At 58.8% G+C, this 20,199-nt stretch carries 26 protein-coding genes; 17 read left to right on the top strand and 9 right to left on the bottom strand.

What is annotated here, in order from left to right; translation table 11 throughout:
- Positions 1–198: 198 nt before the first annotated feature.
- The 4 genes from CWI66_RS11160 to CWI66_RS11145 all read left to right on the top strand — a co-directional run bounded on the left by CWI66_RS11160 (position 199) and on the right by CWI66_RS11145 (position 1,258).
- Entirely contained in the window at positions 199–444 is a 246-nt protein-coding gene (locus CWI66_RS11160) for a type II toxin-antitoxin system CcdA family antitoxin (RefSeq protein ID WP_039180207.1), read from the top strand.
- A complete protein-coding gene (locus tag CWI66_RS11155; protein ID WP_100731690.1) occupies positions 444–743 on the top strand; it encodes a CcdB family protein in 300 nt (99 codons plus the stop codon). The genes CWI66_RS11160 and CWI66_RS11155 overlap by 1 nt, the downstream gene beginning before the upstream one ends.
- A 75-nt stretch (positions 744–818) precedes the next feature.
- Positions 819–965: a type II toxin-antitoxin system RelE/ParE family toxin gene (locus tag CWI66_RS11150; RefSeq protein WP_100731689.1), complete on the top strand. Its 147-nt coding sequence runs from the start codon at positions 819–821 to the stop codon at positions 963–965.
- Positions 965–1,258, top strand: a complete 294-nt coding sequence (locus tag CWI66_RS11145) for a HigA family addiction module antitoxin (RefSeq protein ID WP_096922277.1) — start codon at positions 965–967, stop codon at positions 1,256–1,258. Before CWI66_RS11150 ends, CWI66_RS11145 begins: the two co-directional genes overlap by 1 nt.
- 54 nt (positions 1,259–1,312) lie before the next feature.
- Here the strand turns inward: CWI66_RS11145 and CWI66_RS11140 are convergent, their stop codons facing one another.
- Positions 1,313–1,630, bottom strand: a complete 318-nt coding sequence (locus CWI66_RS11140; protein ID WP_100731688.1) for a CcdB family protein — start codon at positions 1,628–1,630, stop codon at positions 1,313–1,315.
- Complete coding sequence (locus tag CWI66_RS11135) at positions 1,630–1,875, bottom strand: type II toxin-antitoxin system CcdA family antitoxin (RefSeq protein WP_100731687.1); 246 nt, start codon at positions 1,873–1,875, stop codon at positions 1,630–1,632. The genes CWI66_RS11140 and CWI66_RS11135 overlap by 1 nt, the downstream gene beginning before the upstream one ends.
- A gap of 123 nt (positions 1,876–1,998) precedes the next feature.
- Here CWI66_RS11135 and CWI66_RS11130 point away from each other — a divergent pair, with 123 nt between their 5' ends.
- From CWI66_RS11130 to brnA, 8 genes are all read left to right on the top strand, one after another.
- Positions 1,999–2,970: a ribonuclease Z gene (locus CWI66_RS11130; RefSeq protein WP_100731686.1), complete on the top strand. Its 972-nt coding sequence runs from the start codon at positions 1,999–2,001 to the stop codon at positions 2,968–2,970.
- Between the two features lie 137 nt (positions 2,971–3,107).
- A complete protein-coding gene (locus CWI66_RS18585; RefSeq protein ID WP_269799702.1) occupies positions 3,108–3,731 on the top strand; it encodes a PAS domain-containing protein in 624 nt (207 codons plus the stop codon).
- A 46-nt stretch (positions 3,732–3,777) separates the two neighbouring features.
- On the top strand, positions 3,778–4,719 hold the full coding sequence (locus tag CWI66_RS11120) for a cation diffusion facilitator family transporter (protein WP_100731684.1): 942 nt from the start codon (positions 3,778–3,780) through the stop codon (positions 4,717–4,719).
- 64 nt (positions 4,720–4,783) lie between these two features.
- Entirely contained in the window at positions 4,784–5,437 is a 654-nt protein-coding gene (locus CWI66_RS11115; RefSeq protein WP_100731683.1) for a DsbA family oxidoreductase, read from the top strand.
- 165 nt (positions 5,438–5,602) lie between these two features.
- Positions 5,603–6,076: a hypothetical protein gene (locus CWI66_RS11110; RefSeq protein WP_232710860.1), complete on the top strand. Its 474-nt coding sequence runs from the start codon at positions 5,603–5,605 to the stop codon at positions 6,074–6,076.
- A gap of 89 nt (positions 6,077–6,165) precedes the next feature.
- A complete protein-coding gene (locus tag CWI66_RS11105; RefSeq protein ID WP_058578260.1) occupies positions 6,166–6,867 on the top strand; it encodes an aspartate/glutamate racemase family protein in 702 nt (233 codons plus the stop codon).
- Positions 6,868–6,942: 75 nt separating this feature from the next.
- Positions 6,943–7,206: a BrnT family toxin gene (locus tag CWI66_RS11100; protein ID WP_058578261.1), complete on the top strand. Its 264-nt coding sequence runs from the start codon at positions 6,943–6,945 to the stop codon at positions 7,204–7,206.
- The gene (gene brnA, locus CWI66_RS11095) at positions 7,196–7,465 is read left to right on the top strand and encodes a type II toxin-antitoxin system BrnA family antitoxin (RefSeq protein WP_058578262.1); all 270 of its coding nucleotides are present in this window, start codon (positions 7,196–7,198) and stop codon (positions 7,463–7,465) included. The genes CWI66_RS11100 and brnA overlap by 11 nt, the downstream gene beginning before the upstream one ends.
- A gap of 32 nt (positions 7,466–7,497) precedes the next feature.
- On the opposite strand, the gene CWI66_RS18380 is transcribed toward brnA, so the two are convergent.
- The 3 genes from CWI66_RS18380 to CWI66_RS11085 all read right to left on the bottom strand — a co-directional run bounded on the left by CWI66_RS18380 (position 7,498) and on the right by CWI66_RS11085 (position 9,500).
- Positions 7,498–7,935, bottom strand: coding sequence for a hypothetical protein (locus CWI66_RS18380; RefSeq protein ID WP_232710859.1), 438 nt, complete (start codon positions 7,933–7,935; stop codon positions 7,498–7,500).
- A 43-nt stretch (positions 7,936–7,978) separates the two neighbouring features.
- Positions 7,979–8,251, bottom strand: a complete 273-nt coding sequence (locus CWI66_RS18375) for a hypothetical protein (protein ID WP_232710857.1) — start codon at positions 8,249–8,251, stop codon at positions 7,979–7,981.
- 76 nt (positions 8,252–8,327) lie between these two features.
- Positions 8,328–9,500, bottom strand: coding sequence for a UbiH/UbiF/VisC/COQ6 family ubiquinone biosynthesis hydroxylase (locus tag CWI66_RS11085; RefSeq protein ID WP_016914877.1), 1,173 nt, complete (start codon positions 9,498–9,500; stop codon positions 8,328–8,330).
- Between the two features lie 96 nt (positions 9,501–9,596).
- On the opposite strand from CWI66_RS11085, the gene CWI66_RS11080 reads away from it, so the two are divergent.
- From CWI66_RS11080 to CWI66_RS11060, 5 genes are all read left to right on the top strand, one after another.
- Positions 9,597–10,463: an NAD-dependent protein deacetylase gene (locus tag CWI66_RS11080; protein ID WP_100731681.1), complete on the top strand. Its 867-nt coding sequence runs from the start codon at positions 9,597–9,599 to the stop codon at positions 10,461–10,463.
- 124 nt (positions 10,464–10,587) lie between these two features.
- Positions 10,588–12,081: a protein adenylyltransferase SelO gene (locus CWI66_RS11075; protein WP_100731691.1), complete on the top strand. Its 1,494-nt coding sequence runs from the start codon at positions 10,588–10,590 to the stop codon at positions 12,079–12,081.
- 63 nt (positions 12,082–12,144) lie between these two features.
- The gene (gene dinB, locus CWI66_RS11070; protein WP_016914873.1) at positions 12,145–13,191 is read left to right on the top strand and encodes a DNA polymerase IV; all 1,047 of its coding nucleotides are present in this window, start codon (positions 12,145–12,147) and stop codon (positions 13,189–13,191) included.
- 127 nt (positions 13,192–13,318) lie between these two features.
- Positions 13,319–14,131: an alpha/beta fold hydrolase gene (locus tag CWI66_RS11065; protein WP_100731680.1), complete on the top strand. Its 813-nt coding sequence runs from the start codon at positions 13,319–13,321 to the stop codon at positions 14,129–14,131.
- Positions 14,132–14,149: 18 nt separating this feature from the next.
- Complete coding sequence (locus tag CWI66_RS11060; protein ID WP_081136504.1) at positions 14,150–14,398, top strand: YkoF family thiamine/hydroxymethylpyrimidine-binding protein; 249 nt, start codon at positions 14,150–14,152, stop codon at positions 14,396–14,398.
- A 189-nt stretch (positions 14,399–14,587) separates the two neighbouring features.
- Here the strand turns inward: CWI66_RS11060 and CWI66_RS11055 are convergent, their stop codons facing one another.
- From CWI66_RS11055 to CWI66_RS11040, 4 genes are all read right to left on the bottom strand, one after another.
- Positions 14,588–16,297 (bottom strand): ABC transporter permease, encoded by a 1,710-nt coding sequence (locus tag CWI66_RS11055; RefSeq protein ID WP_198517545.1) that lies wholly within the window; start codon positions 16,295–16,297, stop codon positions 14,588–14,590.
- Complete coding sequence (locus tag CWI66_RS11050) at positions 16,297–17,262, bottom strand: ABC transporter substrate-binding protein (RefSeq protein WP_081195319.1); 966 nt, start codon at positions 17,260–17,262, stop codon at positions 16,297–16,299. The genes CWI66_RS11055 and CWI66_RS11050 overlap by 1 nt, the downstream gene beginning before the upstream one ends.
- A gap of 68 nt (positions 17,263–17,330) precedes the next feature.
- On the bottom strand, positions 17,331–18,431 hold the full coding sequence (locus CWI66_RS11045; protein WP_081195321.1) for an ABC transporter ATP-binding protein: 1,101 nt from the start codon (positions 18,429–18,431) through the stop codon (positions 17,331–17,333).
- 118 nt (positions 18,432–18,549) lie between these two features.
- A complete protein-coding gene (locus tag CWI66_RS11040; protein ID WP_198517543.1) occupies positions 18,550–20,016 on the bottom strand; it encodes an OprO/OprP family phosphate-selective porin in 1,467 nt (488 codons plus the stop codon).
- Positions 20,017–20,199: the final 183 nt, after the last annotated feature.

Here is a 20,199-nt window from a genome sequence, read left to right as displayed (position 1 = left end):
AGCATCAACAGTTAACAATCGGCTGCACAGCGACCGATTTTCCGCCGCTTCGCGGCTCCAAACCGGCGCATGAGCCGAGCGTTATGCCGCCGCCGTATCATGGGCCCTATAGCGCGAAAAGTCTTACCGTCGCTCAGGCTTGATGTGCAAGTGGTATGCGCATATTGTAGATGCATTGTTCTCCAAGAGGACTGAGCCATGCCTGCTCCTGAAGTGACGAAATCCCTCCGAAAGCCAACCAACCTGTCGCTAGATAGTGCCCTTCTCAAAGAGGCAAAAGCTTTGGGTATCAATGTCTCACGGTCCGCAGAGGCGGGGATTGCGGAGGCTGTGAAACGGCATAAACAGGAGAAGTGGCTGACAGAGAATGCCAAAGCTCTGGCAAGCTCGAACGCATACGTTGAAGCTAACGGTTTGCCTCTCGCGCGGCACCGTCAATTCTGATGGCCCGCTTCGACATCTTCGATAATGAGGGTGGGGGCGGCTATCTGCTGGACGTTCAATCCGACCTTCTCAGCGGCTTGAATACTCGGGTTGTTGTGCCTCTGTTGCCCCAATCTTCTGCGCCGTCCCCAGCCCAGCGGCTGAATCCCGTCTTTAGCATTGAAGGTCAGGGTTTCGTCATGGCCACTCAATACATGGCTGCTGTACCCAAGAGCGAATTGCGTTCTCGTGTTGGTACCCTTGCTGAGCAGCAGGACGAAATCTCCGCAGCGTTGGACATGCTGTTTTTGGGCTTTTGATGCAAGAAAGTGATCATTTTCAGTATGTCCACGGCTTCGCGGTACAGGTAGACCTTCAAGTCAGAGTCTGGGCGAATCATTGACATCCCTGGCTTTAGGCTTCACTCATTGAAAGAGAAAGACAAAGGGCGATGGTCGATTTGGGTGAACGGAAATTGGCGTATGACGTTCGAATTTCAGGACGGCAACGCCTACATTCTTGATTATGAGGATTATCACTAATGACGATGCATAATCCGCCGCATCCTGGTGAATTTATTCGGGAAGTGTATCTGGAACCCTTTGGCATTAGCTCGCGTCAGCTTGCTTCGAGTCTGGGCGTTTCACCGTCCACGTTGTCCCGGCTGCTCAAAGGAGAAAGTGGCATTAGCCCGGAAATGTCGCTGCGCCTTTCCAAAGTGCTGGGGCGTAGCCCTGAGAGCTGGTTGGCGATGCAGGATATGCATGATCTTTGGGTGGCGCGGAGTACGGTCAATCTGGATGGCCTCCATCCACTGGAATTTAACGCCGCTTGATAAGCGTTTGACATGGCGGCTTTGCCTCCATGAGGTTGCCGCACCCTACCAGTGTTAAAAGCCGGTGATCGCCAGGTCCAGAGCCCCGACAATTTGGTCTCTAACATGCGAGAGAGAGCCGATGGGATTCTGTAGATGTTTTTCAGGTACCGACGAAATCTGTGGCGTTAACAGCAATAGCGCCTGATCGCCAAAGCTGATTTCTGGAGTGAGTCCTTGCAGGGTGTCGTTGCCGAAGGTGGAACGGTTGCCCAGCGGGATGACGATGCGAGTGGTCAGTTCGCTTAGCAAACTGCTTTGCACATCCACAAGGTAGGGGTAGTGCGCTTTGCTGGTTTTGCTTGGATTGGGGTATACATCGAACTGTGCCATTAAAATTCCCTGAATTCGTCGCCAAAGCATCCGTGTTGTTCGACAAAATTGTTATAACTTTTTATCGCAGCTCGATTTTCTTCGACCCATCGTTGTGCTTCGCATTTGGCAAGCTCTTCTTTCAGCGCTCGCTCCAGGGTGGCAGACAAGTTAATGTTCAATTCACGTGTCCTGCGCAGCAGGTCGCTATTGATGGAGAGATTCGCTGCTTTTTTGGGTGCGGCTGCATCGTAGAGTTCGGCCATCGTCGTCTCCTGGTGGCTCTTGATGTATCGTCTGATTTTATGCGCATGGTAATGCGCATTCAAGCATGCCTCGTTGCTTCGAACGTCATCCCTTCACGCTCATTGTTGACTCGCCAATAAGATATGAATCTACTCTTCCTCGGCACTTCCGCCGGTGTGCCCACCAAACAACGCAACGTCTCCGCCATCGCCTTGCAAGAGAGCAAGGGCAAGGGCTGGTATCTGGTCGATTGCGGGGAGGGCACTCAGCACCAGGTTTTGCACACCAGGCTGTCGTTTCATTCGCTGAAGGCCATTTTGATTACCCATGTGCACGGCGACCACTGCTACGGGCTGCCGGGCATTCTGGCCAGTGCGGCCATGGGTGGGCGCACGGCGCCGCTGACCCTTGTGGCACCCAAGGGTATCCAAACCTGGCTGGAAGCCACCTGTGCGGTCACCCAACTCTGCCTGCTCTTCGCGCTGGAGTTCATCTGCGCCGATGACCTGCCCAGCATCGAGTTCGAGAACATGGCGGTTGAAACGTGCGAGCTTTCCCATCGCGTGTCGTGCTACGCCTATGCGTTCACCGAGCGCAACGTGGAGGCCGCCCTGGATGTGGATAAATTGGATCGGCACGGCATTCCCAGAGGGCCGTTGTGGGGGCAGTTGAAGCAGGGGAGGGAGGTAGCGTTTGAGGGCAAGCAACTGCGCAGCCAGGATTACCTGCTGTTCAAACACGCCGCCAGAAAAGTGGTGATTGCCGGAGACAACGACCAACCCGGGCTGTTGGCGCAAGCCTGCGCCGGGGCGCAGGTGCTGGTGCACGAAGCCACTTACACCGAAGCGATGGCCGAGAAAGCCGGTGAGGTAGGGCATAGCTACGGCAGGCAGGTGGCGGCGTTTGCCGAGCAGGTCGGCTTGCCCCACCTGGTGCTGACCCACTTCAGCCCTCGCTACCCGCTCATTTCCCATACCGTGCCCTCCATCGCGGACATCCAACGCGAGGCGCAAAGCGTTTTCTCAGGCGCGCTCTTCCTGGCGCAGGACTTTAGCGAGTACCACCTGGATAAAGCGGGCCATGTCTCCGAGCAGACCCGCGAGCCGCCTTGTTAAGCGTTGAGCGGTGGTGAGTTTGGCGTTGGACTTGGCGGTGCGGTCTCGGCATAGTGCTGTGCAGATACGTACGACTTAAGTCGCCGGTGAACAGGCGGGCGTACCCTAGCATTCCACTTTGAAAGGCCATGACCAGCATGTCTGAGCAAGACAGTATCTATGAAAGCATTGCGTCGCGCATGAATGGGTTTCTGTACCGCTGCCGCAACGATGAGCACTACACCATGCTGAACCTGAGTGGCAGGGTTCAGGAACTGACCGGCTATGCCATCGACGATTTGATCGACAACCGCCTGCAATCCTACGTGGCGTTGATCTACGCTGAGGATGCGCCGGGGCTGGATCAGGCCATCGAGCGGGCCATCGCCTCCGACAAGAACTGGCACGCCGATTATCGGGTGCGCTGTAAAGATGGCCGCCTGCGTTGGGTGAGCGAGTACGGCGGTGCCGTGAAAGATGACGAGGGCAACGTCATCTGCCTGGAAGGGGTGGTCACCGACATTCAGCAGCGGCGGCAAAGCGAGGAGCAGCTGAGTGCCATCAGCCGCGACATTGCCACCGAAACCGAGAAAATTGCCCATTCACTGAAGATGCTGCAACTGCTCAGCATCAACGCGGGGATCGAGGCAGGGCGGGCAGGCGAGGCCGGCAAAGGCTTCGCGGTGGTTGCCGAACACGTGCGCCGCCTGGCGGATGACACCAGCAGCTCGGCAAAAGTGATTACGGGATTGATGAAGCAATTGAGAGAGCTGCAGGGTTGAGAGAACGGAAGGATGAGCGGATTTTCGCACTGAAAGGGATAACGTCATGCGTAGTTTCGATCTGAGCGACGAGAGCGGCGTACTGAGAACGTCCATCGCCGTCACGCTGGTGATTGCGGGGCTGGGCATCGGCTTTGGCCTGATGTCCGGGTCGTTTTCGATCATGTTCGATGGCATCTATGCCCTGGTGGATGCCAGCATGAGCCTGCTCTCGCTGCTGGTGGTGAACCTGATTACCTCGTTCGTGTCGTCGAAAGGGCTGTCGCGCAAGCTGAGAGAGCGCTTTTCCGTGGGCTTCTGGCACCTGGAGCCCATGGTGCTGGGGGTCAACGGCACGCTGCTGATTGGCGTGGCGGTGTATGCCCTGGTCAACGCCATCAGCAGCCTGCTGGAAGGCGGGCGCGAGCTGGAGTTTGGCTGGGCAATCGTCTATGCGGTGATCACCCTGGTGGCGTGTGTTGCCACCGCTATCGTGGAGGCCCGTGCCAATCGCCGTATCGGGTCGGACTTCGTGCGCCTGGACGTGCGGGGCTGGATCATGTCGGCAGGCATCACGGCGGCGCTGCTGGTGGCGTTCTCGCTGGGCTATCTGGTGCAGGGCACGTCGTGGGAGTGGATCTCGCCCTACATCGACCCGGCGGTGCTGGCGGTGGTGTGCGTCATCATCATTCCGCTGCCGATTTCCACCGTGCGCCGCGCGCTGGCGGATATCTTTCTGGTCACCCCGAGCGCCTTGAAGCAGCATGTGGATCAGGTAGCACAGGCTTTCGTGCAACAGCACGGGTTTACCACCTACCGCGCCTATATTGCGCGGGTGGGTCGCTCCAGGGAAATCGAGCTCTACTTTATCGTCCCCGCCGATGCGCCCCCGCGCACCATTGGCGAATGGGATGCCCTGCGTAACGAAGTCAGTGACTTGCTGGGCGACGAAGGGCCGCACCGCTGGCTGACGGTCGTGTTTACCGGAGACCTGGAGTGGGCGGATTGAGGCAGTGGCATGGCCATAACTGCCGGATGTTACCCATGATGAATGAACCCAAAGGAGACACCCCATGCAAAAGGTAAGAATCGATCTGGTATCCGATGTGGCCTGCCCGTGGTGTGCGGTTGGCTATCGGCGCCTGGAGCAGGCGTTGGAGGTGCTCGCTGGCGAGATCGAGGTCGAGCTGGTCTGGCAGCCTTTCGAACTGAACCGGGACATGCCGCCCGAGGGCGAGCCGATTCTGGAGCACCTGTGCCGCAAGTACGGCAAGGATGCGGCCACCATGGAACAGTCCCAGCGCGAGATCATGGCCGCCGCCGAAGCGCTTGGCCTGAATTTCCGTGGCGCGCTGGAGCGCCGGGCGAACAACACCTTCGCCGCGCACCGTGTGCTGGCCTGGGCCGGCACGCAGCACCAGGAAACGGCGCTTCAACTGGCGCTGTTCGAGGCCTACTTTGGCGAGGCGAAAAATCCCGCCGATCCCTTGGTGCTTCGCGAAAAAGCTATCGAGGTGGGGCTGGACGGCGACACCGCCGAGGCCATCGCCCGCTCCGACCAATACACCGAAGAAGTGCGTGAAGCCGAGCAGCGCTTCATGGACATGGGCGTCAGTGCCGTGCCGGGCTTCATTCTCGATGGACGCTACCTGATTTCCGGCGCCCAGCCCACCGATGTGCTGGTCGATGCGCTGCGTCAGGTGGCCGAGGAAAACGCCAGCGGCTAATGTGTGGGAAGCGCTGCCTGAAGTATGTGGCATCGGAATCTTGTGGACGACGAAGGTCTGCGCCGCTGGCTGACCGTCGTGTTTACCGGAGATCTGGAGTAGCCAGGTTGAGCTTTCACAACCAACAATGCAACGAGTAAGGGAGTCATGATGCCAAGGATGCAAATGCGCCCGCTGATGGCCAGCTTGTTGGCGCTCTTGGGGCTATGGATGGCGCTACGTCCATTACCGGATGCCGCCGTTTCTCTGTCGATCGCTCTGGCTGGTCAAGAGGACATTTCTTCAAGCGTATTGATGGCTCAATTTGTGCATTTTTTTAGCAATACTCTGATCGGACTGAGCCTTATTCTGTGGCGTGAGGCATTGAGCCGATGGCTGGTGCCGCAAGGGTCAGGTGTATTGGTAAGCCCCCGAGCCTGCATGGCGGTGGGGACAGCGCTCATGGGTATTTATTTTATCGCTGCTGGCACGGTGTTGTTGGGGGAGTTTCTCGCGCAACAGCGGCCAAACGCTAGCGCTTACTTATTAGGGCGTGGGGGGACCTCCGTGGTCGTGGGAGCCGTTTTGCTTTTAAGCTCAGCGGGGGGCAGCCGGTTACGGGCGCTACTGTTAAAACTGCGAAGTGCCGGATGGCGGTAAGCATGTGAGCCTATGATAGCGTCCGAAGCCTTGTCTGCTGCCTTCGCAATACACTCTCTTTCTTGTAACCAAAAGGTGGAAGTGCATCCATGAAAACCATCGGCTTGATCGGCGGCATGAGCTGGGAGTCCACCCAAACCTACTACCGCCTCGTCAACCAGCATGTGCGCATGGCGCTGGGTGGGCTGCACTCTGCCAGGGTGGTGCTGTACAGCGTGGATTTTGCCGACATCGAGGCGCTGCAGCATCAGGGCAACTGGGAGGCGACTGCCGAGATATTGGCAGCGGCGGGCAGCGCGGTGGAGGCCGCGGGGGCCGATTGTCTGGTGCTGTGTACCAACACCATGCACAAGGTTGCCGAGCCGCTGGAAGCGGCGGTCTCCATTCCGCTATTGCATATCGCCGATGCCACGGCCCGGGTGCTGCAACGCCAGGGCATTGCCTGCGTAGGTTTGCTGGGCACCCGGTTCACCATGGAGCAGGCGTTTTATATCGAGCGTTTGCAGCGCCACGGTATCGAGGTGGTGGTGCCTACCGAACCACAGCGCGAGCGTGTGCACACGGTGATCTACCAGGAGCTGTGCCTGGGTGTGGTGAAAGCAGAGGCCAAAGCCGACTACCTGGAGATCATCGAGGCGCTTGCCGAGCGCGGCGCGCAGGGGGTGATTCTAGGCTGCACCGAAATCGGCCTGCTGGTTCAACAGGCCGACACTCCCGTGCCGCTCTTCGATACGACCGAGATCCATGCAGAGCAGGCGGTGCAGTGGGCGCTGGGGCATGGTTTTGTATAAAGCCTGCTGCAGTAACGGCGTTGCTTTCGGCTTTAGAATCTTGTTGAGTGAGTAAAAAAGGAATAATTTATACTCATGAACGAGTTCGAGTTTGACGTCAACAAAAGTCAGGCCAACCTGACAAAGCACGGTATTGATTTTGAAGCGGCACAAGCGCTGTGGAAGGATCCATATCTGCTAGAAATTCGCGCAAAATCCGAGGGCGAACCAAGGTTTTTACTAATCGGTATGATCAGTGAAAAACATTGGTCGGCAGTCGTCACCTACCGAGAAGAGCGTATTCGGCTGATTTCTGTTAGACGCTCCCGCAAGAAGGAGGTAGACATCTATGAAAGCTAAAGAGTTCGATAAAAAATTCGATGAAAATCAAGATGATGTTCTCGATGATCTAGACTTTTCCACTGCTCGACGGGTGAATCAGGAGCAAAAGCGGATTAACGTAGATTTTCCTGCATGGGTAGTGGAGTCACTAGACCGTGAGGCTGCGAGAATGGGTGTTACCCGCCAGTCGATTATCAAGGTTTGGTTAGTGGAGCGTCTGCAAGCTGAAGCGGCTCATAAACCTCATGGCCATAACTCAGTAGGGGGACCTCACTAGCGCTGGCCTCTTGGAGGCCAGCGCTCCACCGCTTACTCCAAAAACGCCCGCAGCGTATCGCTGGCTTGCTCGATGGCCACCACGCCATCCAGGTGACCTCGGTTGCCTTCCAGCGTTTCTAGCGTCACCTCAGTGCCGTCGGCTTCGATCAGCTCGGCGGTGCGGCGTACGCCCTCGGGGGCGAAGACCAAGTCGTTCTCGCTATACAGCATCAATGTGGGGGCTTCGATGGCGGCCAGCCCCGCTTCCAGCGAGTCACCGTAGCCAGCCATGAAGGTCTGGTTGGCGCGCACCAGGTAGAGCAGGTGGTTGGCATCGGAAAGCGCCGCACGGGCGGCGGCGATGTCATCCAGGGTTTGTTCGATGGCATAGCGGGCGGTGATGTCCTGGGCGGGGTCGCGCGCGTCGTCGGCCCAATCGCGGTTGAACGCTTTGTTGGCCCACTGCCAGTGGTTGGCATTGAGCGTCACCAGCTTCAGCGCCTCTTTTAGCCCCTCGGTGGGCGGCTCACCATCAGCCCCATAGCGGCCTGCCGCATGGCTGGTGCCGGAGAAAAAAGTGGGTAATCAGAATGGCGTTATCACGCGCTTCGTTCAGCTCGCCGTAGGCTTCCCAGCCTACCGTCACGTTGGGAATCGTCTCGCCGCCCTGGGTGGTAAAGCTCTCGATCTCGAACCGCTGCTTCTCGACCACGCCATCCCATGCCCATAAGGGCATGGCCAACAGTAGGCCAAGGCCGGTAAACGAGGCGGCCGCCACGAGCGTATCGGGTTGCTTGCATCGCATGCGCTTTCCTTATTTGAGGGTTATTGTGATTGTTTTAGGGCTGCTTTCCGCAGCCACTCCCTCAGCATAGTCAGCTTTAGCCCACCTTGAACGGATTCAACCCATTGGCCTGCTGCATCATCATGCGTTTGGCAAACGGCACTCGCTCGGCGAGGTGCAGGCTGAGATCACCCAGTTGGCGGAGCGGCTTGGCCCCGGTGAAGAGGTGGTGGAAGCTATCGGTGGCGGCGATCATTGCCTGGTTGGCCAGACGCCGGTGGCACTCGAAACGGTGCAGGCTGATATGGTCGCCAGGGTCACGGCCTTTGATGATCAGCTCGGCCAGGGTGTCGGCGTCGTGCAGGCCGATGTTCAAGCCTTGACCTGCCAGCGGGTGCACCACGTGGGCGGCGTCGCCGATCAGCGCGAGCCGTTTGCCGATGTAGCGTTTGGCGTGCTGGCGCTTGATGGGGAAACTGGCCCGTGCCACCACCCGGGTCAATTTGCCCAGCCGTTTGGGGAAGGTGGTTTCTATGGCGTGTTGCAGGGCGTCGTTGGAAAGTTGTTCGCGGGCCTTGGTGGCCTCATCGCTGTCGTACCACACCAACGAGGCGCGGTGGCCGGGCAGCGGCAGCATGGCCAGCGGGCCTTTGGGGGTAAAGTACTGCCAGCTGACATCCTGCTGGGGAAGCTCGGTCTCGACGTTGATGATCATCGCCCGCTGGTGGTAGTCGTAGCTGCTGGTGGAGATGCCTGCCAGCTCACGCAGGGTTGAACGTGCGCCATCTGCGGCCACCATCAACCGGGCGCTGAGGGTCTTGCCGTTGTCCAGCTCCAGCAGCCGATGGGTGCTGGCGGCCAGCGTACTCACCGGGGCACACTGGGTGTAGCAGGTGACGCTGGGAAGCTGCTCCAGGCGTTGCCAAAGGGCGTACTGCAGGGCGCGGTTTTCGATGAAAATACCGAAATCGTTCATGCCGCTGTCGTGGGCCGAGAACAGCGAGTGACCGCTGCCATCCAGGTTGGAGACATCGATGTGCCGGAACGGGCAGCAGCGCTCTCCCGGCAGGACCGCACCGCTGGCTTTCACGAACGCCAGCGAGCGGGCGTTGAGTGATGAAATACGCAGGTCGTAATCGCCGCTGGGGGGCGTGGGAGCGCTGGCGCGCTCGACCAGGCCAACCGACATGCCCGCCTGGCCCAGCCTGGCCGCCAGGGCCGCGCCCACCATGCCGCCGCCAACAATGACAATCTCGTGATCCCACTGCATGAGAGGCTCCTTAATCCGCTATCGAGGGCACATTGCATGTGCTTATATTGTCCTACAGTATCGTTGACTTGTCGCAGTATTGCCTAGGGTGATCCATTGACGCAGGCCGTGGAAAGTGTCGAAAAACGAGAGAGCAGCCAGGTGGCCGGGGAAGCACTGGCCGCCTTTATCAAGCGCTACCCCAAACTCTGGGTGATTACCGGGGCGGGCGTCAGTACCGACAGCGGCATCCCCGATTACCGCGATGCCGATGGCCAGTGGAAGCGCCCGCCGCCGGTGCAGCACGGCGATTTCATGAGTTCCTTCGCCGTTCGTCAGCGCTACTGGGCGCGAGCGCTGGTAGGCTTCAAGGCCATGCGTGAAGCCCAGGTGAGCGGCGCGCATCGGGCGTTGGCGAAGCTCGAGGCCATGGGCCATGTGGAGCTTCTCGTCACACAAAACGTTGACCGGCTGCACCAGCGGGCGGGCTCGAAAAAGGTGATCGATCTGCACGGCAGGGCAGACGTGGTCGCCTGTATGGCCTGTGGCTACCAGATGATGCGCCACGCCATGCACAGTGAAATGGCCCGCATGAACCCCGCCTTCGCCGCGCTGGAGGCCCGCCACGCGCCGGACGGCGATGCGGATCTGGAAACCGATTTCTCCAACTTTAAAGTATTGGACTGCCCGCGCTGCCGGGGCATCCTCAAACCGCAGGTGGTCTACTACGGCGATGTGGTTCCTCCGGCGCGGCGCCTGGCAGCTCAGGAGGCGCTGCAACGTGCCGACGCGGTGCTGGCAGTGGGTACGTCCTTGATGGTCTATTCCGGCTACCGGTTCTGTCGCGATGCCCACGCCATGGGCTTGCCCGTGGCCTCGCTGTCGTTGGGCGTGACCCGCGCCGATGCATTGCTGACCCACCAGTGGCGCGCACCGCTGACGCCGGCATTGGAGCAGGCAGTGGCCTGCTTGCAGCAGGGGTAACACGTGGGCGCCCATGGATTGCCACGCTCACCATGGGGCAAGGCATCGTGCGCCAGGTGATCGCCCATTACTTGAGTAGGCTTAGGGTATTCTGTAGGCCATTCATTGAACAGCGGAGTTGCCCGTGCTGACTTTCGAACACCAGTTCGCCACCTTGCCAGAACCGCTCTGGGCGGACTGCCAGCCCACGCCCGTGGCGCAACCCACCCTGATCGCATTCAACGAACCCTTGGCCGTGGCGCTAGGCATGCAAACGCGGCCCGACGATGCCACGCTGGCCCAATGGTTCAGCGGTAATCGGCTACCGCCAGGGGCCGAGCCTAGAGCGCTGGGCTATGCCGGGCATCAATTCGGTAATTTCGTGCCTCAGTTGGGAGATGGTCGGGCGCTGCTGCTGGGGGAAGTGGTGGATCAGCAGGGCCAGCGGCAGGACGTGCAGCTCAAGGGCAGTGGCCGCACGCCGTTTTCACGGGGCGGGGATGGACGCTCGCCGCTTGGCCCGGTGCTGCGGGAATATCTGGTGAGTGAGTTCATGGCCGCCGTGGGCGTGCCCACCACTCGGGCGCTGGCGGCCGTGACCACGGGGGAGCGCGTGGTACGCCAGATGGCCGAGCCGGGGGCCATCCTGACCCGCGTGGCTCGCAGCCATATCCGCGTGGGCACGTTCCAGTTTGCTGCCGTGCGTCGCGATGAAGCCGCGCTGAAAGCGCTGGCCGACCATGTGATTGCTCGCCACTACCCAGAAACGGCCAATGCTGACGATCCGTACCTTGCCCTGCTGGAAGCCGTTACCGCCCGTCAGGCGGCGCTGGTGGCACGCTGGATGAGCCTGGGCTTTATTCATGGCGTGATGAATACCGACAACTGCAGCATTGCTGGCGACACCATCGATTACGGCCCCTGCGCGTTTATGGAACAGTTCGACCCGCAAAAGGTCTTCAGCTCCATCGATCAGGGCGGGCGCTACGCTTTTAACCACCAGCCGGGCATCGCCCAGTGGAACCTGGCCCGCTTTGCCGAAACCCTGCTGCCGCTGATGGGGGAAGAGGGCGAGGCCGTTGTAGAGCAGGCCACCGAGGTGCTTCGCGGCTTTACCGCTCGTTTTGGCGCCGAACAGCGCCGCCTGCATGCCGACAAGCTGGGCCTTGCCCCGGAAAGCGATCACGCCGTGGCGCTGATGGAGGCATTGGAAACCCAGATGCATCAGGGCCGCATGGACATGACCGCGACGTTCGACGCGCTGACGCACTATGCCAAAACGCTGGGTGCCCAAGCCTTGAGCACGGACACGCCAGCCCACTCCCAAAAAGAGGCGCTGCTGGCGCTGACCACTCAGCCAGATGGCCTTGCGGCTTGGCTGGCCGACTGGGAGAACGCCCAGCAAGCCAGCCGAAAGAATGAGCGCCTGGAGGCCATGCGCCGCGCCAACCCGGTGGTGATCCCCCGTAACCACCGCATTCAAGCGGTGATCGACGCGGCAACAGAAGGTGATTTCGAGCCTTTCCACACGCTGCTCGCGGCGGTCACTCAGCCCTTCGATGAATCTGAAGCCGCGCGCCAACTGGCAGCCCCTGCCACGGCCAGTGAGCAGGTGCTGCGCACTTTTTGTGGTACGTGACGGCGGCACACCCTGTGATAAACTGTGCTTTTTTACAGGTAAGGGCGGAGGCAAGGTCGGCCTGTGCGCAAAATCATTCACTGCGACTGTGACTGCTTCTATGCGGCGGTCGAGATGCGCGACAACCCCGCGCTGGCGGAGATTCCCATTGCCATTGGCGGCAGTGTGGAGCAGCGCGGGGTGGTGGCCACCTGTAACTATCCTGCCCGCGCGTTTGGCATCCACTCCGCCATGCCCATGGCTCAGGCGCTCAAACGCTGTCCTCACCTCACGGTGATTCGTGGCGATATGGCTAAGTACAAGGCCGTGGCACGCCAGGTGTTTGCCATCTATCGCGATGTCACCGAACTGATTGAGCCGCTCTCGCTGGACGAAGCCTTTCTGGACGTCTCGGACGTCACGCAGTATCACGGCAGCGCCACCCGCATGGCAGAAGCCATTCGCCAGCGGGTGAAAGAGCAAGTCGGCATTACCGTGTCGGCGGGGGTGGCACCCAACAAGTTTCTCGCCAAGATCGCCAGCGACTGGCGCAAGCCCGATGGGCTGTTTGTCATCACGCCAGACGATATCGACGCCTTCGTGCAGCAGTTGCCGGTGAAAAAAATTCATGGGGTGGGGCCGCGCACCGCTGAAAAGCTGGCCGAACTGGGGATTCAAACGGGGGCGGATCTGCGCGCCCGGCCGCTGACCGAGCTGGTGGAGCGCTTTGGTCGCTTCGGCCATCGGCTGCACGAGCTTAGCCACGGGCGAGATGAGCGACCGGTCAAGACCCACCGCGAGCGCAAGTCGATCAGCACCGAACAAACCTACTCTCGGGACTTGCCGACCCTCGACGCCTGCCGCCATGAGCTGCCAGAGCTGATCAGCGATCTGGAGCGCCGCTACGCACGCCTCGACCCGGCCCCCGCCGTGCGCGGGCTGATGGTGAAAGTGAAGTTCAACGACTTCACTCAAACCACTGTCGAACACGCCGACCCGGCGCCCGATCTGGAGCAGTTCGAAACCTTACTGAACGTGGGCTGGGCCAGAGGTGAACGCCCCGTGCGCCTGTTGGGGGTGGGGTATCGGTTGGCGGAAGAGACGGCTGCCCAGCAGCTCTCGCTGTTTTAATTAGCAGGTTAACCCTTGGGTGGATTGACGGGTACTCGGGCTCGCGTTAAAACAGTTGTATGATAGGGCTTACGTGATAGTTCTTATGTGATAGCCCCCGAACCGCCAGATGACCCACGAGCCCGCCATGCCTGCCGATGCCACCCAACGCCCCCGCTTAGTGTTTGCCCATGCCAACGGCTTTCCCGGCTTGAGTTACCGCAGCCTGTTAGACCCGCTGGCGGAATCGTTCGATGTTCACCCGCTGGACCGCTTGGGCCACCACCCGGATTACCCGGTGAACCACAACTGGGGCAACCTGGTAGAGGAGCTGTTGAGCTACCTGCCCGACACCGATGCACCGCTCTTGGGGGTGGGGCATTCACTGGGCGGCACGCTGATGGCCATGGCTGCCGACAAGCAGCCGGAGCGTTTTCGCGGTGTGATCATGCTCGACCCGCCGCTGATGCTGGGGCCGGATGCCTGGGCTATGAAAGCGGCCAAGCGCTTTGGGTTCATGGACCGGATCACCCCCGCGGGTAAAACCAAGGGGCGGCGCACGGTGTGGCCCAGCCGTGAGGCCATGGCGACCTCGCTGCGGCGGCGAGGGCTGTTTCGTCGCTTTACCCCCGAGGCACTCAACGACTACATTGAAGCAGGCACACGGCTGCTGGACGATGGCAGTGCCGAGCTGACCTTCGACCCGCGCATCGAGCTGGAAATTTTCCGCCACCTGCCGGATCACCTCTCCGGCTTGCCCCAACGGGTAGGCGTACCCGTTCAGCTAGTGGCCGGGCTGGAGTCGCACTTGATGACGCCATCGCGGGTCAAGCGCATCGCCCGCCGGGGGTTGCCGGTCAGTACGGTGCCGGGCACCCACATGTTCCCCATGGAGCACCCGGAGGAGACCCGCTCGGCGATCCTGGCCGCGTGGCAGCAGTTTCAAACAGCGCCATCATAGGGCGCTCAAGGAGTCGATATGTACCTTTCCGTACAGCTGAGCTACTACCCGCTGGCCGATGATTTCAAGCCCGTGGTGAAAGAGGTCGTCAAACGCCTGGAGGCCACCGGGCTGGAGGTTCATCCTAACCGCATGAGTACCCAGCTATTCGGTGAGTTCGATGAGGTGATGGCGGCACTCGGCGAGGTGATGAAGTGGTCGTTCGAGACCCACGGCAAAGCCGTGTTTACCGCCAACTTTTTGGAAGGTGATCGGCGGCCCCGTTAAATGAAGCCACCGAGCCAAACCAGGCTGGCGCAGCCGTTGTCAAGTTTTCTGGTGCTCAAGGCTTGATAGTTGTGGCTGTTCAATGGCGTCTTCCACTAAGGAGGGCCAAGAGGCTTTTAGATATTTGTTCAATATCTTGAACTTTTCGAACTCGGGTTGTTGCGTGCCAAGCTTAATAAATCAATACCCCTAGCTCGCAGCCGGAAGCTGCTTGCGGCTGAATGCCGTGAGCGCTACCAGCAGTGCTGTAGTGGTAAGAATGGCCACTGCGCTCATGGCCATACCGACCCCGGGAGAGCCCTGCTCAAATTGACCAAAAACGAAGGTTGAGACTGTGCGCATGCCCGCTGGTGCAACCATCAATGAGGCCACTAGTTCGCGGGAAGCAATCGCGAACACCAGCAGCATCGAAACGAGCAAACTGGGTGCCAATGCAGGCAGCAAAATTCGGCGAAACGTCGTGAAAAAGCCCGCACCACAGACTCGTGACGCTGCTTCCAAGCTCTCGCCCATCTGCCGAAAGGCCGCCGAGGCGTAGCGCACCGGATAGGGCAACAGTAGGCATGCGTAGGCTAGTAGTAGCATGGCGCCCGTGTTGTAAATCTGTATCGGCCACCAGCTCTGATTCCATGCCAGAATTAGCCCCACTGCCACCACGATGCCCGGCATAGTATTGGGCAGTAGTGAGAGCAGATCTAGCAGCCCCTTTCCACGCAGATGAGCACGCACCACCAAATAGCCCACCAGGGCACCCAGCACACCGGTCAGCAGTGCTGTTCCGATGGCCAGCCCCAAGCTGGTAGAGAGCGCCTGCAGTGCCCCACCGCGATTGGCGAAGAGTGCCTCGAAGTGACGAAGAGAGAGATTGTCCCAGGCAATTCCACCAGAAAGAGTGCCAGTGAAAGCGGTGGCCAGCACTGCGAGGATCGGTATTGCCACGGCGGCCAGCCCCACTAGGCTAAACAAACCTAGCACTGGCCAACGCCATGGGCCTAGCTCGATACGCTCAATTGGCGCTGGTTTTCCAGTCTGGCTGACGAAAGAACGACGCGTTACCAACCAGTGTTGTAGGTAAAAGGCCGCCATGGCAAGCATTACCAGCAGCAGTGACAGTACCGCTGCTCCTGGAATATCGATGGGCCAGTCGGCAAAGCGCTCATGGATGCCCGTTACCAGCACTTTATAACCGGCTTGGGCGCCCAAGGTAGCGGGGGTGCCGAACTCTTCAATAGTTAGGGCGAACACCAGCAGCAGACTGGCAGCGATACCAGGGGTTGAAAGCGGCAGCGTGATACGCCAAAAGGCTCTCCAGCCACCCGCACCACTCACTCTTGCGGCAGCAGCATAGCGCCCGCCGATACTCATCATCGTGCGCGATACCGCGAAGTAGACTACTGGAAAAACGTTGAGCACCATCACGAATACAATGCCCGAAAAAGAGAATAGAAAAGCGCTGGCAGAGAAGCCGCTTAACTGCTCGGCGTAACCGCTAGGCTGAAGGGTCAGCATCCACGACAAAGCGGCAATATAGGGTGGAATCATAAAGGGGATCAAAAAGATCAGATCCCAGGCGGCACCGCCGGGTATCCGGGTCAAGGCGCGCAGCGCACCTAGTGGTATGGCAAGTAGGGCGCAGCTCACGACTACGGCAATGCCCAGGCTCAGCGTATTGCCTAGCAGCCCGAGAAGCTCCGGATCCGAGAACAGCGGCACAAACAGGCTGAAGGCCCCGGTTAGCTCGCCACGCGACCAACCGGGGAAAATGGCCTGCAGTAACACGTATAGCAGCGGCAGCCCGACCAAAATCAACAGGGTCGCCGCCGTCAGCAGCATAACAACACCCGCTCCGGTGACACGGGGCAGGTGTTGGGGAAGGCGCAAGTAGAGACGAGCCAACATTAGGTACCTGTGGCCTCACGGAAGTGATTAATAATAGCCTCGCGCTGGGCGTTCATGGCTTCGCTGTCTACATCGATCAACGTCAGCTCTTGGATAGTGGGGCGCAGCGCCTCAATATCGGTGCGCGACGGCATCAGGTAGCGCTCGGCAACACGCGCCTGGCCCTGCTCGGAAAGCACGAAGTCGATAAATTGCTCAGCCTCGTCGGGCATTGAGGTGGATGACAGGATCATCATCGGCCGTGGAGCAATCACCGTACCGCTCTTGGGGAAGATCACCTCAATGGCCTCACCTTCGGCTTGCTGACCCAGGGATATGTAATCCACCGCGCCGAATACCACCGACTTGGCCCCTTGTAGCACCGGATTGAGGGCACGAGCATTGGGGCCGGGCACGATCATACCGTTGTCGGCGAGGTCTGCCATCAACTGCCAGGTGGCCTCCTCACCCATGGCAGTCAGAAGACCGCTTACCAGTTCGAAGGCAGCGCCAGACTGAGCCGGGTCGGGCATGGTTATCTGGTCACGATAGGCCGCACCAGTGAGGTCGCTCCAGTCAGTTGGTTGCGGAACGTCGGTATTGCTGTTCCACACTAAGGCTAGGGCCGAAACCCCTTGAGCGACATAGTGATCGGTCTTGAGAAAGTCGGGCACCGTTTCGGCGTTGGGTGAGAGATACTGATGCAGAAGGCCGTCTTCATGCAGCGACTTGGCGCTGTCCCAGGAGGCGGAGATCACCACATCGGCTAGCGGGTTGGACCGTTCGGACTCCAGGCGAGCCATCACTTGCCCTGTAGTACTTTGGAAGACATTAACCTCAATGCCAGTCTCTTCAGTGAAGTCGTCGGCCAGATTTTCAATCAGAGCACCTGGGCCTACGGAGTAAACGGTCAAGGCACTCGCCGAGGCCAAACCCGGCAGCGCAAACAAACAAGCACCTAGGGTAAGGGGTTTCAAACCGTACATAATAGACTCCTGTTAATAAAAGCAACTTACGAAGAAAAACACATGTTAAAAAAACACGCCCCGTTTGGTCAGGCACTGGCTTTAATGGCTGCGTCTGTGCGTGGTATTAAATCCAGCAGGCGCCCCTCTGCATTCCAGGCGCGCAGAGCGCTGAAGTCGATGTCAATACCCGCTTGGCAGCCCCGCTCCGGTGCATGAGGCGCGTGCAGCTTGATCGAACTACCATCAGCCAGGGTGAGTTGAAGCGACAAGTGCTCGCCCTGGAACAGGCGTCCGGTGATTAGCCCACGCAACACACCGTATTCTGGCGCGCAAAGCCGAATTGCGCGGCGTGGCAAGAGCAGGTGAATATCACCGTGGTGCCCGCAGGCTGCGCCCAGCGGTAGGCTGGCATCGCCAAGTGCCAAACCCTGGTCATTGAGCCGACTACTGAGCAGAGTGCCAGCATCTACGAAATCGGCGATATCGGGCGTGGCTGGTGTATGAAAAAGTGATTCCGGCGAATCAACTTGCTGTAGGCGACCCTGCTGGAGTACGGCAACACGATCAGCTAAGGCAAACGCCTCGTGTTGATCATGGGTAACGAACACTGCCGTCAAATTGAGCTCCTCAATAAGACTGCGAATCTCGAGTGCGAGATTCTCGCGCAGCCCCTTGTCGAGGTTGGAGAGCGGCTCGTCCATCAGCAGTAGCCTTGGCTTGGCAACAATGGCCCGTGCTAGAGCAACCCGCTGCTGCTGGCCGCCAGAAAGGGCGCCAGGTGCACGCTCAGCAAAATCGGCAAGCCCTACTAAAGAAAGCGCCCACTCCACCTGAGGGCGTCGTGCGTTGGCTCTTACCCCTTGCATCTCCAGCGGGAAAGCCACGTTTTGATAAACGCTCATATGGGGCCATAGAGCGTAATCTTGGAAAACCATTCCCAAGCGGCGTTCATCTGGGCTCAGATGACGGCCTGGGGCGGCGACACACTCATTGTCGAGGAGAACCTCGCCTTCATTGACGTCTGACAGGCCGGCAATGCAACGCAGAAGTGTTGTTTTGCCGCAGCCGGAGGGCCCTAGCAAAGCCAGCACCTCACCTCGCGGTAAGGCTAGATCAATGCCATCAAGCGCGACAGTATTGCCAAAGCGCTTGTGTAGGCGTTTGATTTCGAGTGCATGAGTGGACATTACAGACTCTTCTCTCGCATAGACACTCAACCGTAGCACGGAAATATGTCAGTGATGTGACATGCGGATATTGGATATATTCGGGCGCTTCCCTGTGCCCAAACCGTCGTATCAGTGATCAGAACTCGTACTGCAAACGAGCCCCCAATACCCAGCTGTCCCACTCTTTTACGCCATCATCAAGACTGGTGTCGCCAGCTTCTGCATCGATATACATTAGATTGAATTTGGCGATGATTTCAGGCTGCATGTACCAGTTGAGACCCAGAGTCCAGTGATCCACCTGCTGCTTGCCGCGAGGGGCGTGATGATCTGTATGATCCGCAGTAGCGTAGCGACCGAGCAATTCAAAAGCGCCCCAGTTACCCTGTGACGGGCTAAAAGGCCGATTGGGTGTGATGCGTCCAAAATCACCGCTAAATGCGCGGTAGTTACGCGATTCACCGGTAAGAAAAACTCCTGCCTGGGCGTACCAGCCATCCATGGTCATACTGTCCACTTCTCCTTGGGAGAAGTTGGGGTCGTTAACGTCACGGTTGAGATCTTGGCGAATGTATTCTGCCTGAACCGAAAATGGGCCATGACCAGCAGCGAACTCTAGGTTGCTAGTAGTGAAATCGCTAACAGCCTCCATGTCGCGACGGCCAATAATGCGTCCGTCTACGGCACGTGTACCAAGACGGCTGCGCATACGTACATCTTCATATTCGCCGCTGTCCTCATCGCGAGCGTTCTTACGGTAGTTACCAGAAACGCCAAGATGTAAAAAAGCATTGTCTTCGTTAACAGGAGCAATGCTTGCTCGACCAGAAAGGGCATAGCCTTCGGAAACTTCACGGTTGCTACCTACTCCGTCACCGCCAAAGGCACCGATAGCCCCATACCAGTCTGGCTGCAGCGTCTCGTACATAACACCAAGGTTTCGACTGGGTCGATAGGCATCAATGGGAGTTGCCCGTTCAAGGAACGATATACGACGTGAACTGGTGGAACTTTCCAAGCTAAAAGGCTCTTTGAAATGCCCAAACGCCAAACGCCCGTTATCCATTAGATAAGCAATATAGGCGTTGGCAAAGCGCACCTCTTCGTCGCGGAAATCCGCCTCCAGCTGCCACTCCCAGTTATCGTGGAAAAGACCCAAGGCACCGAGGCGGGCACGCCGAATGATGGTGCCTGTCTTGCCCAGATTACCTTCGCCAACTCGGTGGTCGTCGGTGGTATCATCATTGTCATCTACATATGCCGTATCAAGCATCAAGCGACCTCGGATACGGAAGCGGTCACTACCGTCAGCGGTCTCAACACCAAAACGACGCACCTGGACATTAACGTCATCCTGCTGCAAGCCTTCTTGTGGTTCGTACTGTAGACCGTCATCACGGGTCGGTTGCTGGGCAGCGGCCTGGTTGGCCTGGGATTCGGCACGCAGCTCATCGACATCCTGCTGGGTGAGTACACCACGCTCAAGTAGACGCTCCAACAGAGCGTCCTCGTTAGCAGTCGCTATTGAGGAAACAGAAATGCCCGCTAGGGCCGTGAACATAGCCACGGAATGGGCTAGAGGAATTTTTTTGGACATGTACATAAGTATTGCCTGTCTTTATGGATTTTTTCACCAATCCGTGGCGAGGTGAAGTTTCTCTTTGTACGTCGGCAAATTCGACAGGAACTACTCTAATGGGCGCATGTTTCCCGATGATTACATGTATATTTTCCTGCTCATGTGGTCTATGACATATTCGCACTGCCACCACTAAGGTGCGTGACG

Source organism: Halomonas sp. 141, from assembly GCF_002810305.1.
Taxonomy (GTDB): domain Bacteria; phylum Pseudomonadota; class Gammaproteobacteria; order Pseudomonadales; family Halomonadaceae; genus Vreelandella; species Vreelandella stevensii.
The sequence above is the reverse complement of the archived record's forward strand: the minus strand, read 5'-3'. Positions and strand labels throughout refer to the sequence as shown.